Source organism: Azonexus sp. MM2026_4, from assembly GCF_055901855.1.
Map to the genome: position 1 here is coordinate 4573755 of NZ_CM148380.1, position 14505 is coordinate 4588259.

The 14505-nt window shown below is 65.0% G+C and carries 10 protein-coding genes; all 10 read left to right on the top strand.

Annotated features, from left to right (window positions below):
• Entirely contained in the window at positions 1-2355 is a 2355-nt protein-coding gene (locus tag AC0KWY_RS21590) for an acyl-CoA dehydrogenase (RefSeq protein WP_474027553.1), read from the top strand.
• Positions 2352-3635 carry an acetyl-CoA C-acetyltransferase gene (locus AC0KWY_RS21595; protein WP_474027554.1) on the top strand — a complete coding sequence of 428 codons (1284 nt, stop codon included), beginning with the start codon at positions 2352-2354 and terminating at the stop codon, positions 3633-3635. Before AC0KWY_RS21590 ends, AC0KWY_RS21595 begins: the two co-directional genes overlap by 4 nt.
• A 2-nt stretch (positions 3636-3637) precedes the next feature.
• The gene (locus AC0KWY_RS21600) at positions 3638-5542 is read left to right on the top strand and encodes a 3-hydroxyacyl-CoA dehydrogenase NAD-binding domain-containing protein (protein WP_474027555.1); all 1905 of its coding nucleotides are present in this window, start codon (positions 3638-3640) and stop codon (positions 5540-5542) included.
• A 134-nt stretch (positions 5543-5676) separates the two neighbouring features.
• Complete coding sequence (locus AC0KWY_RS21605; RefSeq protein ID WP_474027556.1) at positions 5677-6981, top strand: OmpP1/FadL family transporter; 1305 nt, start codon at positions 5677-5679, stop codon at positions 6979-6981.
• 160 nt (positions 6982-7141) lie between these two features.
• Positions 7142-9541, top strand: coding sequence for a 3-hydroxyacyl-CoA dehydrogenase/enoyl-CoA hydratase family protein (locus tag AC0KWY_RS21610; RefSeq protein WP_474027557.1), 2400 nt, complete (start codon positions 7142-7144; stop codon positions 9539-9541).
• 22 nt (positions 9542-9563) lie between these two features.
• The gene (locus AC0KWY_RS21615; RefSeq protein WP_474027558.1) at positions 9564-10760 is read left to right on the top strand and encodes an acetyl-CoA C-acyltransferase; all 1197 of its coding nucleotides are present in this window, start codon (positions 9564-9566) and stop codon (positions 10758-10760) included.
• Positions 10760-11353, top strand: coding sequence for a DUF4442 domain-containing protein (locus AC0KWY_RS21620; RefSeq protein WP_474027559.1), 594 nt, complete (start codon positions 10760-10762; stop codon positions 11351-11353). Before AC0KWY_RS21615 ends, AC0KWY_RS21620 begins: the two co-directional genes overlap by 1 nt.
• Positions 11268-11843: a chalcone isomerase family protein gene (locus AC0KWY_RS21625; protein ID WP_474027560.1), complete on the top strand. Its 576-nt coding sequence runs from the start codon at positions 11268-11270 to the stop codon at positions 11841-11843. Before AC0KWY_RS21620 ends, AC0KWY_RS21625 begins: the two co-directional genes overlap by 86 nt.
• A 28-nt stretch (positions 11844-11871) precedes the next feature.
• Positions 11872-13530 (top strand): long-chain-fatty-acid--CoA ligase, encoded by a 1659-nt coding sequence (locus tag AC0KWY_RS21630; RefSeq protein ID WP_474027561.1) that lies wholly within the window; start codon positions 11872-11874, stop codon positions 13528-13530.
• Position 13531: 1 nt separating this feature from the next.
• On the top strand, positions 13532-14485 hold the full coding sequence (locus AC0KWY_RS21635) for an NAD(P)H-dependent flavin oxidoreductase (RefSeq protein ID WP_474027562.1): 954 nt from the start codon (positions 13532-13534) through the stop codon (positions 14483-14485).
• Positions 14486-14505: the final 20 nt, after the last annotated feature.

Here is a 14505-nt window from a genome sequence, read left to right on the forward strand (position 1 = left end):
ATGTTCGAAAACCCCATCCCTCTGCTCGGGGTGCTAGCCCTGGTGCTTCTGGCCGGGCTGTTTACGGTGCGCCCGTTGCGCCGCGCCGTGCTCACCCGGCCGGTTTTTTCCGCCTACCGCAAGGTCCTGCCGCAGATGTCCGATACCGAACGCGAAGCGCTCGAAGCCGGCACCGTCTGGTGGGAGGGCGAGCTGTTCCAGGGCAAGCCCGACTGGCGGAAGCTGCACGCCTACCCGGTGCCCAAGCTCACCGCCGAGGAGCAATCCTTCCTCGACAAGGAGTGCGAGGAAGCCTGCCGCCTGGTCGACGACTGGAAAGTGACGCACGAACTCTACGACCTGCCCAATGAAGCCTGGCGCTACATCAAGGACAAGGGTTTCCTCGGCATGATCATCCCGAAGAAATACGGCGGCCTGGAATTCTCGGCCTACGCGCATTCGCAGGTGGTGACCAAGCTGTCAACCCGCTCCTCCGCGCTGTCGGTGTCGGTGATGGTGCCGAACTCGCTCGGACCGGCCGAACTGCTGCTGCACTACGGTACCGAGGAACAGAAGAACCACTACCTGCCGCGCCTGGCCAAGGGCATCGAGGTGCCAGCCTTCGCGCTGACCAGCCCGTGGGCGGGGTCGGATGCGGCGTCGATTCCCGACAGCGGTGTCGTCTGCAAGGGCATCTACCAGGGCAAGGAAGTGCTCGGCATGCGCGTCTCCTGGGACAAGCGCTACATCACGCTGGCGCCGGTGTGCACGGTGTTCGGCCTGGCCTTCCATCTTTACGATCCGGACGGCCTGCTTGGCGACAAGAAGGATATCGGCATTACTTGTGCCCTGGTGCCTTACGATCATCCGGGCGTCGATACCGGCCGCCGCCACTTCCCGCTCAACGCCATGTTCATGAACGGGCCGACGCGCGGCAAGGACGTCTTCATGCCGCTCGACTTCATCATCGGCGGACCGGCGATGGCGGGCCACGGGTGGCGCATGCTGATGGAGTGCCTGGCGGCAGGGCGCTCGATTTCGCTGCCTTCGTCGAACACCGGCATGGCGCAGATGACGGCGCGCGCCGTCGGCGGCTACGCCCGCGTCCGTTCGCAGTTCAAGATGGCCGTCGGCAGGTTTGAAGGCGTCGAGGAAGCGCTGACCAGGATCGGCGCCTATACCTACCTGATGGACGCGGTACGCAAGATGACAGCCGGTGCCGTCGACCTCGGCGAGAAACCGTCGGTGGTTTCCGCGATCGCCAAGTACCACGTCACCGAGCGCGCCCGCCAGGTGGTCAATGACGGCATGGACGTCATCGGCGGCAAGGGCATCTGCCTTGGTCCGTCGAATTTCCTCGGCCGTGCCTACCAGCAGATTCCGGTGGCGATCACCGTCGAAGGCGCCAACATCCTGACCCGCTCGTTGATCATCTTCGGCCAGGGCGCCATTCGCTGCCATCCCTATCTGCTGCCGGAAATGCGCGCCGCGCAGAATCCCGATGCCCGCCAGGGGTTGGTCGATTTCGACCGGGCGCTGTTCGGCCACATCGGCTTCACCATGAAGAACGGCTGGCGCGCTTTCCGCCAGGGCCTGACCGGTTCGCACTTCGTCACGGTCAACACCGACGTGGCGCCGGAAATGCAGCGCTACTACCAGCAATTGACGCGCTTCTCGGCGGCTTTTGCCTTCCTTTCCGACGTCTCGCTGCTGGTCCTCGGCGGCAGCGTCAAGCGCCGCGAAAAGCTGTCGGCGCGCCTCGGCGACATCCTGGCGCAGATGTACCTGATTTCCTGCACGCTCAAGCGTTACGAGGCCGAAGGCCGCAGGAAGGAAGACGCGCCGCTCGCCCACTGGGCAATTTGGGACGCGATGTACAAGGCGCAGCAGGCCTTCGACGGCGTCATCGCCAACTTCCCGGTGCGCTTCATCGCCGCCGTCGTCAATCGAATCATCTTCCCCTGGGGCCATCCCTATGTCGTGCCGTCCGACGAGGTCGGGCACCAGGTGGCGAAGGCGCTGATCGCGCCGTCGGCGACGCGCGACCGGCTGACCGCCGAATGCTACCTGCCGCTGCAGGAGAACGAACCCGTCGGCGCCATCGAGCTGGCGCTCAAGGCGACGCTGGAAGCCGAGCCTATCGAGGCCAAGATCCGCGCCGCCGAGAAGGACGGTCGCTTCGACGGCAATCCGCGGGCCAATGTGCGCGACATCGCCGTCGTCGCCTTCGAGATTGGTGTCATCAACGCCGCCGAATACGAAGTGATGAAACGGCGCAATCACCTGCGCGACATCGTCGTCCGCGTCGACGACTTCCCCTTCGATTACGGCGTGGCGACGGCCAACAAGCCGGCCGACAACCGGATGGCGGCATGAACAAGACGATCTACGTGGTCGACGGCGCCCGCACGCCGTTTTTGAAAACGCAGAAAGGGCCGGGCCCCTTTGCTGCTTCCGACCTGGCGACGCAGGCCGGGCGCGCCTTGCTGCTGCGCCAGCCCTTTGCGCCGTCCGATCTCGACGAGGTCATCCTCGGCTGCGCGGCACCTTCGCCGGACGAGACCAACATCGGCCGCATGGTCGCGCTGCGCCTGGGTTGCGGCAAGAAGGTGCCGGGCTGGACGGTGATGAGGAATTGCGCCTCCGGCATGCAGGCCATCGACTCGGCCATCGCCAACATCCAGCTCGGTCGTTCGCAACTGGTGCTGGCCGGCGGTGTCGATGCCCTGTCGCGCGCGCCGCTGCTGTATTCGGACGCGATGGTGCGCTGGTTCGCCGGCATGATGTCCATGCGCACGCTGGGCCAGAAGCTCGGCCATTTCCTCAAGCTGCGTCCGGCTGCCTTGCTGACGCCGGTGATCGGCCTGATGAAAGGGCTCACCGACCCGGTGGTCGGCCTGCTCATGGGGCAGACGGCCGAGAATCTCGCCTGGAAGTTCGGCATCAGCCGCCAGCAGATGGATGAGTTCGCCGTGCGCAGCCACCAGCGCGCCATCGCCGCGCGCCAGGCCGGGCATTTGGAAGAAATTGTCCCGCTCGTCGATGGCGACGGCAAGGTCTATGCCGAGGACGACGGCGTGCGGCCCGACGCCGACCTCGCCGGCATGGCCAAGCCCAAGCCCTTCTTCGACAAGAAATACGGCAACATCACCGCCGCCAACAGCTCGCAGATCACCGACGGCGCCGCCTGGGTGCTGCTGGCTTCCGAAGCGGCGGTGCAGAAATGGGGGCTGACGCCGATCGGCAGGATTGTCGACAGCCAGTGGTCCGGGCTGGAGCCGGAGCAAATGGGCCTCGGCCCGGTGCATGCCTCGACGCCGATCCTGCAACGCCACGGCCTGCAACTGGCCGACATCGACTACTGGGAACTGAACGAAGCCTTCGCCGCGCAGGTGCTCGGCTGCCAGGCCGCCTGGCAGGACGAGGCCTATTGCCGCGAACAACTCGACCTACCCGGCGCCTTCGGCAAGATTGCCGACGACCGGCTCAACGTCGATGGCGGTGCGGTGGCCATCGGCCACCCGGTTGGCGCTTCCGGTGCGCGCATCGTCCTGCACCTGTTGCATGTGCTGCGACGTAACCAGGCCAAACGCGGCGTGGCCACCATCTGCATCGGTGGCGGCCTCGGTGGCGCCATGCTCGTGGAGGCCTGCTGACCATGAAACACTGGCAACTCAACAAGGAAGCGAGCGGCATCGTCATCGCCGTGCTCGATCGCGCCGGCGAAAGCACCAATGCGCTGTCGGCCGAGGTCATGGCCGAATTCGCGCAGATTCTCGACCAGCTCGACCTCTATCCGCCCAAGGGGCTGATCGTCCGTTCGGTCAAGGCGGCCGGTTTCATCGCCGGTGCCGACATCGGCGAATTCTCGCAACTCGACACGCCGGAAAAGGGCAGGGCGCTGGTCGCCCGCGGCTGGGACCTGTTCAACCGTCTCGCCGCCGTGCCCTACCCGACACTGGCGTTGGTGCGCGGCCACTGTCTGGGCGGCGGGCTGGAACTGGCGCTGGCTTGCCGTTACATCCTGGCGGTCGATGAACCGGGAACGAAAATGGCGCTGCCGGAAGTCATGCTCGGCATCTTCCCCGGCTGGGGCGGCATGCTGCGCCTGCCGCAGCGGGTCGGCCCGGCGGCGGCGCTGGACATGATGCTGACCGGCAAGGGCATCGACGCCAAGCGGGCGAAGAAGATGGGCCTGGCCGACGATTGCGTGCCGCCGCGGGTGATGGAAATGGCAGCGCGGCAACTGCTGTTGTCGAAGCAGCCGCGTCGGCCGCTGCCCTTCGTGCAGAAGCTGCTGGCCGGGCCGCTGAAAGGCGTCGTCGCCAACGGCGCGCGCAAGCAGGTGGCGAAGAAGGCGCGGCCCGAGCATTACCCGGCGCCTTACGCGATCATCGACCTGTGGCAGAAGCACGAAGGCAATGCGCTGGCAGCGCCGGCCGTCGTCGACCGCATCATCCAATCGCCAACCGCGAAGAACCTGCTGCGCGTCTTCCGCCTGCAGGAAAGGCTGAAGGGCTTCGGCAAGGACAGTGACTTCACGGCGAAGCGCGTGCACGTCATCGGCGCCGGCGTCATGGGCGGCGACATCGCCGCCTGGTGCGCGCTGCGTGGGCTGACGGTGACGCTACAGGACCAGAATCTGGGGCGCATCGCGCCGGCGATCAAACGTGCAGACGCGCTGTTCAGGAAGAAGCTGCGCGAACCGCTCAAGGCACGCGCCGCCTTCGACCGCCTGATTCCCGATCCGGCCGGTGCCGGCGTTGCTCACGCCGACGTCGTCATCGAAGCCATCTTCGAGAATGTCGAGGCCAAGCACGCGCTGTTCCGCTCGCTGGAACCCCGGATGAAGCCGGGCGCCATCCTGGCCAGCAACACCTCCAGTCTCAAGCTCGAAGACCTGCGCACGGTGCTGGCACGGCCTGAACGCCTGGTCGGCATCCACTTCTTCAACCCGGTGGCGATGATGCCGCTGGTCGAGGTGGTCGAAGCCGACCGCGCCGATCCGGCTGCCGTGCGTGCCGCCTGCGCCTTCGTCAAACAGATCGACAAGCTGCCGCTGCCGGTGAAGAGCGCGCCAGGTTTCCTGGTCAACGCCGTGCTGGCGCCCTACATGCTGGCCGCCATGCGCGCCGTCGACGAAGGCATCGCGCCGGAAACGGTGGATGAAGCCATGCTCGCCTTCGGCATGCCGATGGGGCCGATCGAACTGGCCGACACCGTCGGCCTCGACATCGCCATGGCCGCCGGCAAGCAACTCGCCGACGGCGCCGAAGCGCCGCGCTGCCTGTTGCAGCGGGTGGAGCAAGGCCAATTGGGCAAGAAGAGCGGCCAGGGCTTCTACGCCTGGACGCAGGGCAGGGCGCAGAAAGGCAGCACCGGTTCCGTGCCGGCCGGGCTGGCGGAAAAACTGGTGCAGCCGCTGATCGAGCGCACGCAAGCGCTGGTCGCCGACGGCGTCGTTGCCGATGGCGAGCTGGCCGACGCCGGCGTGATCTTCGGCACCGGTTTTGCGCCGTTCACCGGTGGGCCGTTGCATTACCGGGAGACGATGCAATCTTGAAATAGTGTTGTTTATTCCCAACGAACGTTTGAATTTGTTGATTTAAAACGGGGTTTCAAACGTTGTATGGGGATTTAATCGCAGTACCAATCGGGCCAACGCCCATCACAAACAAAACGACAGGAGACAAACCAATGCCTACACGCCTCGCCCCGCGCCTGATTCCGGCGCTCATAGCCCTGGCCTTTTCCGGAACCGCCGCCGCCTCGGGTTTCCAGTTGCAGAACCAGACCGGTTCCGGTAATGGCAACGCCTTCGCCGGTGCCGCCGCAACTGCCGAAGATGCCGGCACCGTGATGTGGAACCCGGCCGGTATGACCTACCTGCCGAAGGGACACAATATTTCCGCAGCGGCAACGGCGTTGGTGCGGACGATCGATTACAAGGACACCGGTTCGACGGTAAACCTGCCGCCGCCGGCATCGGCCGCATTCCCGCTGGGTACCACGGATGGCGGTAATGCCGGGGGTACCTCGCTGGTGCCGGCGTTCTACTGGGCGTATTCGCTCAACGATCGTCTCTCCCTCGGCCTGGGCGTTTCGCCGACTTTCGGCAACGTCACCGAATATGACTTCGACTTTGTCGGCCGCAATGCCGGTTATTTCGCCGAAATCAAGCAGATCAACATCAATCCGTCGGTCGCCTGGAAGGTCAACGAACGGTTTTCGATCGGTGGCGGCCTGAATTTTGCGCATAACGAAACCCACTTCAAGCAGGGGCTGGCCTTCGGCAATATCTTGCTGGCGGGCAGCACCAACCACCTCGATATCAAGGGTGACGACTGGGCCGTCGGCTACAACCTCGGCGCGATGTTCCAGGTGACGCCAGCCACCCGTATCGGTCTGACCTATCGCTCCGAACTGGAATTCAACCTGGAAGGCCGGCAGCGGGTCAGCGTCGCGCCCTTGAATGCGGCAACCGCCAACCAGGATATCGAGGCCAAGCTCAAGACGCCGGCCAGTGCTTCGCTGGCGGTCTCGCACATGGCCAATGAACGGCTGGAACTGCTGGCCGATTTCACCTGGACCGACTGGAGTGTGGTGGACATCATCCAGTTGAAGAACAAAGCGAGCGGTGCCAATCTCAATGCGCTCAGCTACAACTTCAAGGATAGCTGGCGCGTCGGCGTCGGTGCCAATTACCAGTTGAACGATGCCTGGAAGCTGCGTGTCGGTGTCGCTTACGACAAGTCGCCGGTCAAGTCGGCGCAAGACCGGACGATGACGCTGCCGGATTCCGACCGCACCTGGTTGTCGATCGGCGCCAAATACCGGATTTCGCCGAAGATGTCGTTGGACCTCGGTTACACCTACCTGATGTTCGCCAGTGCCAAGACCAATCGCGCCGTGATGGCTGGGGTGACGGAGGTTCAGACCATCAATGGCAAATGGGATAACGACGTCCACATCATTTCGACGCAGTTGAACTACAACTTCTGATTCGCGCATGCCGATGCGCCACGAAATCCCCGGGTTTGTCCCGGGGATTTTTTTTGGAATTTTCTTGCGCAAAGGCATTGACCGGCAGGCGTCGATGTCTATAATTCAAACGTTCGTTTTATTTTTACGACAACGATAAGATCACGAAAGGAGACAAGCTTTGAACAAGCTGATCGTCAAGAAGGCTGCCGTGCTCGGCGCCGGGGTGATGGGGGCGCAGATTGCCGCGCACCTCGCCAACGCCGGCGTGCCGGTTGTGCTGTTCGATCTGGCCGCCAAGGAAGGCCCGAAGAACGGCATCGTCAACAAGGCGCTCGACGGCCTGAAGAAACTCGATCCGGCGCCGCTGGCCAGCCGCGACAAGCTGCAACTGATCGAAGCCGCCAACTACGACGAGCACCTGCCGCTGCTCGCCGGCTGCGATCTGGTGATTGAGGCGATTGCCGAGCGCATGGACTGGAAGAACGACCTCTACGCGAAGATCGCGCCGCATCTGTCGGCCACCGCCATCGTCGCTTCCAATACCTCCGGGCTGTCGATGGCGGCGCTGGCGCAGGGGCTGCCGGAAAATGTGCGGCCGCGCTTCTGCGGCATCCATTTCTTCAACCCGCCACGCTACATGCATCTGGTCGAAGTGATCGCCACGCCGGGCACCGACGCCGCCACGCTTGACGCGCTGGAAACCTGGTTGACTTCGCGCCTGGGCAAGGGCGTCATCCGCGCGCTCGATACGCCGAACTTCGTCGCCAACCGCATCGGCGTCTTTTCCATCCTGGCGGTCATGCATCACACGCAGGCCTTCGGCCTCGGCTTCGATGAAGTCGACGCGCTGACCGGTCCGAAGATCGGCCGCCCGAAGAGCGCCACCTACCGCACCGCCGACGTCGTCGGCCTCGACACCCTGGCGCATGTCGTCAAGACCATGCGCGATACGCTGCCGGATGATCCGTGGCACGCCCATTTCGCGACCCCGGAGTGGTTGCAGGCCTTGATCGCCCAGGGCGCCCTCGGCCAGAAGACGCGCTGCGGCATTTTCCGCAAGCAGGGCAAGGAAATCCAGGTGCTCGACCTGGCCGCGCGTGACTACCGGACCTCGGCCGGCGAGATTGCCGACGAAGTCGCCGCCATCCTGAAAATCCGCAACCCGGCCGAGCAGTTTGCCGCGCTGCGCGCCAGCGCCCATCCGCAGGCGCAATTCCTGTGGGCCATCTTCCGTGACGTCTTCCATTACTGCGCGGTGCAACTGGAAAACGTCGCCGACAACGCGCGCGACCTCGATCTCGCCATGCGCTGGGGCTTCGGCTGGGCGCAGGGACCGTTCGAGACCTGGCAGGCCGCCGGCTGGGCGGAGATCGCCGAAACCGTTGCCGCCGACATCGCCGCCGGCAAGACGATGGCCGCCGTGCCACTGCCGGCCTGGGTGACCGAAAGCGGGCGTGCCGGCGTGCATACGCCTTTCGGTTCTTGGTCGGCGCGCGGCAAGCGCTATGTGGATCGTTCCCGCTTACCGGTTTATCAACGCCAGTTGTTCCCGGAAAGCGTGCTCGGCGAAGGCGCGTCGCGTCCGGAAAAATCCGGCGAAACGCTGTTCGAGAACGACGGCGTCCGCCTCTGGCGCCTGTCGGCGGTGGATGCCGGGATCGGCATCCTGTCGTTCAAGTCGAAGATGCACACGATCGGCGACGAAGTGCTCGATGGCGTCATCGCCGCCGTCCGCCAGGCGGAAACGACGCTCGACGGCGTCGTCGTCTGGCACGAGGCGCCGTTCGCCGTCGGCGCCAATCTGGCGCAAGTCAGCGAAGCGATCGCCGCCGGCCAGTTCGACGTGCTGGAAAAGACCGTCGAGAAATTCCAGCGCGCCTCGCAGACGCTGAAGTACGCGCAGGTGCCGGTGGTAGCGGCGGTGCAGGGCATGGCCCTGGGCGGCGGCTGCGAGTTCGTGATGCACGCGGCGAAGCGGGTCATGGCGCTGGAAAGCTATGTCGGCCTGGTCGAGGCCGGCGTCGGGCTGATTCCGGCCGGCGGCGGCTGCAAGGAGTTTGCCGTGCGCGCCGCGCGGTGGGCGGCGCAATCGGCGACGCCGACCGAGCTGTTCAATTTCCTGCAGCCGGTGTTTACCACCATCGCCATGGCCAAGGTCGCCAAGAGTGCCCAGGAAGTCATCGATTTCGGTTTCGCCCGGCCCACCGACACCATCCTTTTCAACGCCCACGAACTGCTCTGGGTGGCGATCCGCGAAGCCCGCGCGCTGGCCGACGCCGGTTACACGCCGCCGCCGATGGCGCGTGACATCCCGGTTGCCGGACGCACCGGCATCGCCACCTTCGAGATGATGCTGGTCAACATGAAGGAGGGCGGCATGATTTCGGCGCACGACTACAAGGTTGCCCGTTCGGCCGCCGTCGCCCTGTGCGGTGGCGAGATCGAGGGCGGCAGCCGGGTCGACGAGGAATGGCTGATCACCGTCGAACGCCGCCTGTTCGTCGAGTTGCTGAAAGACCCCATGACCCAGGCCCGGATCAAGCACATGCTGGAAACCGGCAAGCCGCTCCGTAACTGAGACGGCAAGGAGACAAAGACAAATGAGCAAACAAATTCAGGACGCCTACATCGTCGCCGCTACCCGTCTGCCGGTGGCCAAGAAGAACGGCATGTTCAGGAACGTGCGGCCGGACGACATGCTGGCCGCCGCCATCAAGGCGGTCGTCGCCCAGGTGCCGGGCATCGATCCGGCGCGCATCGGCGACGTCATCGTCGGCTGTGCCATGCCGGAAGCCGAGCAGGGCATGAACGTCGCCCGCATCGGCGCGCTGCTTGCCGGCCTGCCGGTGACCGTGCCGGGCATCACGATCAACCGCTTCTGCTCGTCCGGCGTGCAGGCGGTGGCCGATGCCGCCAACCAGATCCGCCTCGGCCTGGCCGACGTGATGATCGCTGCCGGCACCGAATCGATGAGCATCATGCCGCAGATCATGGGTAACAAGATGGCGATGAACCCGGCCGTCTTCACCGACGAGAACGTCGGCATCGCCTACGGCATGGGGCTGACCGCCGAGAAGGTCGCCAACCAGTGGAAGATCGGCCGCGAGGCGCAGGATGCCTTCGCCGTCGAATCGCACAGGAAGGCCTGCGCGGCGATTGCCGCCGGTCACTTCAAGGCGGAAATCACCCCCTACGCGATCCACGAATACCTGCCCGACCTCGGCAGCGGCGAAATCCGCGAGCGCCTGCGCGTCGCCGAGAACGACGAAGGTCCGCGCCCGGATTCGAGCGTCGAGCGCCTGGGCAAGCTGAAACCGGTCTTCCATGCGCGCGGTTCGGTGACCGCCGGCAACTCGTCGCAGATGTCGGACGGCGCCGGCGCGGTGATGCTGGTCTCGGAACAGGTGCTGAAAGAGCACAACCTGACGCCGCTCGCCCGCTTCGCCGGTTACGCGGTCGGCGGCGTGGCGCCGGAGATCATGGGCATCGGCCCGGTGGCGGCGATTCCCAAGGTGCTGGCGCAGGTCGGCATCGGCCTCGCCGACCTCGACTGGATCGAGCTCAACGAAGCCTTCGCCGCGCAGTCGCTGGCGGTGATGCAGGAACTCGGCATCGATCCGGCCAAGGTCAACCCGCTTGGCGGCGCCATCGCGCTCGGTCACCCGCTCGGCGCCACCGGCGCCATCCGCACGGCAACCGTGGTGCACGGCCTGCAGCGTACCGGCGGCAGGTACGGCATGGTGACCATGTGCATCGGCACCGGCATGGGCGCAGCGGGCATCTTCGAGCGGGTGTGATGAAACCGGCCTGGCTTGCCAGACTTTCGCCAGCTTGGCGGGCACGCATGGTGCGCCTCGGTTTCAACCTGCACCCGGCGTTCCGCGGCAGCGGCGGGCGGGTCGTGCATGTGGCGCGCGACCTGCGCCACATCCGCGTCCGCCTACCGCTCAACTGGAAGACGAGGAACATCGTCGGCTCGCTCTACGGCGGTTCGCTCTTTGCGATCACCGACGGCGCGCACCCGATGATGCTGATGGCGGCGCTTGGCGACTCCGTCATCGTCTGGGACAAGGCGGCCAGCATCCGCTACCGCAAGCCGGGCTACAGCACGCTGTACGCCGATTTCGTCATCGACGAGACGGAAGTGGCATTCATTCGCGCCTGCCTCGCGGAAAACCCGGAGCTTGAGCGGACTTACACGGTCGAATTGAAGGATGCGCACGGCACGGTCCATACCGTCGTCGAGCGCACCGTCTATATCGCCGACAAAAACTACTATCGGATAAAAACCGGAGGAGACAAAGATGAAGGCAATGACAAGGATGCGCCAGGCGCTGCTGATCGCCGCGCTGGCCATGGCGGGCGCGCTGCAGGCGGCGGAAGTTGCTGAGGTGCGGATCGCCGACCAGGTGAAGGTCGGCGACAGCGAGCTGGTGCTCAACGGCGCCGGCCTGCGCAGCAAGATGTTCTTCAAGGTCTATGTCGGCGCCTTGTACGTCGGCCAGAAGGCGAGCGACGCGCAGGCGCTGATCGACAGCACGCAGCCGCGCCGCATGCGCCTGCGCATGATGCGCGACGTCGATGCCGACAGCTTCTACGCGGCGCTCGACGAAGGCCTGCGCAACAACCACACGCTAGCCCAGTTTGCCGAGATCAAGGCGCAAGCCGAACAGCTCGGCGCGCTGATGCGGGCCTTCGGCAAGGTGCGCGAGGGCGAGGTGATCGACATCGACTTCACGGCCGATGGCATTGCCCTGACGCGCAACGGCGAAGCTGCCGGCAAGGTTGGCGGCGCGGCCTTCGCCAAGGCCTTGCTGCGCGTCTGGCTGGGCGACAAGCCGGCCGACGCCGGCTTGAAGAAGGCGCTGCTCGGCGCCTGAGCGGACACCAGAAGAGGAGGAGAGCATCATGGAAAGAATCTGGTTGCAGAGCTATCCCGCGGGCGTGCCGGCCGACATCGACATCGACCACATCCCGTCGCTCGTTGCGCTGTTCGAGGACGCCTGCCGCAAGTACGCGGACAAGGTGGCCTACATCAGCATGGGCAAGGAAATGACCTACGGCGAACTGGACGCGGCGACGCGCGATTTCGCCGGCTGGCTGCAGTCGCTGGGGCTGCAGAAGGGCGAGCGCGTCGCGCTGATGATGCCCAACCTGCTGCAATACCCGGTGGCGCTGTTCGGCACGCTGCGCGCCGGTTGCGTCGTGGTCAATTGCAACCCGCTGTACACGGCGCACGAACTCGAACACCAGTTGAAGGATTCGGGGGCGGTGGCCATCGTCATCGTCGAGAACTTCGCGCACACGCTGCAGCGGGCCATCGCCGGTAGCGCCATCCGCCACATCGTCGTCACGCCGCTCGGCGAGATGCTCGGCGCCAAGGGCATCCTGGTCAATTTCGTCATCCGCCACGTGAAGAAGATGGTGCCGGCCTGGAAGCTGCCGGGCAGCATCGGCTTCAAGGCGGCGCTGGCGGCCGGGCGGCGGCACGGCTACAAGCCGGTGCCGCTCGACCACGACGACATCGCCTTCCTGCAATACACCGGCGGCACCACCGGGATTTCCAAGGGAGCGATGCTCACCCACGCCAACATCGCCTCCAACGTGACCCAGGCCTACAACTGGATCCGGCCGGTGGTGCATGAGGGCAAGGAATTCATCATCACCGCCTTGCCGCTCTATCATATCTTCGCGCTGACCGCGAACTGCCTGACCTTCCTGATGATCGGCGCGCGCAACCTGCTGATTGCCAACCCGCGCGACATTCCCAACTTCGTCAAGGAATGGGGCAAGTACCCGGTCACCGTTGTCACCGGCGTCAACACGCTGTTCAACGCGCTGCTCAACCACCCGGACTTCGCCAAGCTCGATTTCTCGACGATGAACGTCACGCTGGGCGGCGGCATGGCGGTCCAGGCGCCGGTCGCCGAGCGCTGGCTGAAGGTGGTCGGCGTGCCGCTGCTGCAGGCTTACGGTCTGACCGAGACGAGCCCGGCGGCGACGATCAACCCGCTCGACATGCACGAATTCAACGGCGCCATCGGCCTGCCGATCTCGTCGACCGAGGTGTCGATCCGCGACGACAGCGGCAAGGAAGTCCCGGTCAAGCAGGTCGGCGAAATCTGCATCCGCGGCCCGCAGGTGATGAAGGGCTACTGGCAGCGCCCGGACGAAACCGAGCACGTCTTCTACCCGGACCGTTTCCTGCGCACCGGCGACATGGGTTATGTCGATCCCAAGGGTTTCGTTTTCCTGGTCGATCGCAAGAAGGACATGATCCTGGTCTCCGGCTTCAACGTCTATCCGAACGAAGTCGAGGAAGCCGTCGCCATGCACCCCGGCGTCATCGACGTGGCGGCCATTGGCGTTGCCGACGAGCATTCCGGCGAGGCGGTGAAGATCTTCGTCGTGCGCAAGGACCCCAATCTCACCGAACACGCGCTGATCGAGCACTGCCGCACGCTGCTCACCGGCTACAAGATTCCCAAGCATGTCGAATTCCGCGACGACCTGCCGCGTACCAACGTCGGCAAGATCCTGCGTCGCGCCCTGAAAGAAGGAGCCTGAGTTGCCCATTCCCGATTCCCTGAACAAGAACCTGACGCTGCCAGTCATCTGCGCGCCGATGTTCATCGTCTCCAACCCGGACCTGGTGATCGCCCAGTGCAGAAGCGGCGTCATCGGTTCCTTTCCTGCGCTCAACGCCCGCCCGCAGGAAGTGCTTGACGACTGGCTGCTGCGCATCAAGCGCGAACTGGCCGCCGACCCGCAGGCGGCGCCGTTCGCGGTCAACCAGATCATCCACCCGTCGAACACCCGCCTCGAGCACGACATGGCGTTGTGCGTGCAGCACGAGGTGCCGTTGATCATCACCAGCCTGTCGGCGCCGACGCAGATCGTCCCGCCGGTCCATGCCTACGGTGGCAAGGTCTTCCACGACGTGATCAGCGTGCGCCACGCCGAAAAAGCGCTGGAAGCCGGCGTCGACGGCCTGATCCTGGTCTGCGCCGGAGCCGGCGGCCACGCCGGCACGCTGAGCCCGTTCGCGCTGGTCGGCGAGATCCGCAAGTTCTACGACGGCCCGATCGCGCTCTCCGGTTCGATCACCAACGGCTCGGCGGTTCTCGCCGCACAGGCGATGGGCGCCGATTTCGCCTACATCGGCACGCGCTTCATCGCCACTTCGGAAGCCAACGCGGTCAACGCCTACAAGCAGGCGATCGTCGATTCGGCGGCCAAGGACGTCGTCTATACGCCGTACTTTACCGGTGTGCATGGCAACTACCTGAAGAAGAGCATCGTTGCCGCCGGTCTCGACCCGGACAACCTGCCCGACAAGGACAAGACGGCAATGAATTTCGGCGCCGCCGCCGCGGCCGGGCCGAAGGCCTGGAAGGAAATCTGGGGCGCCGGGCAGGGCGTCGGCACGATCGACCAGGTGCGCCCCGCCGCCGAGGTGATCGCCACCATGCGTGAGGAATACCGGCGCGCCAAGGTAGCGCTGTGCAGCAATCCATTCTGAACAAGACCATCAAGAGGAGA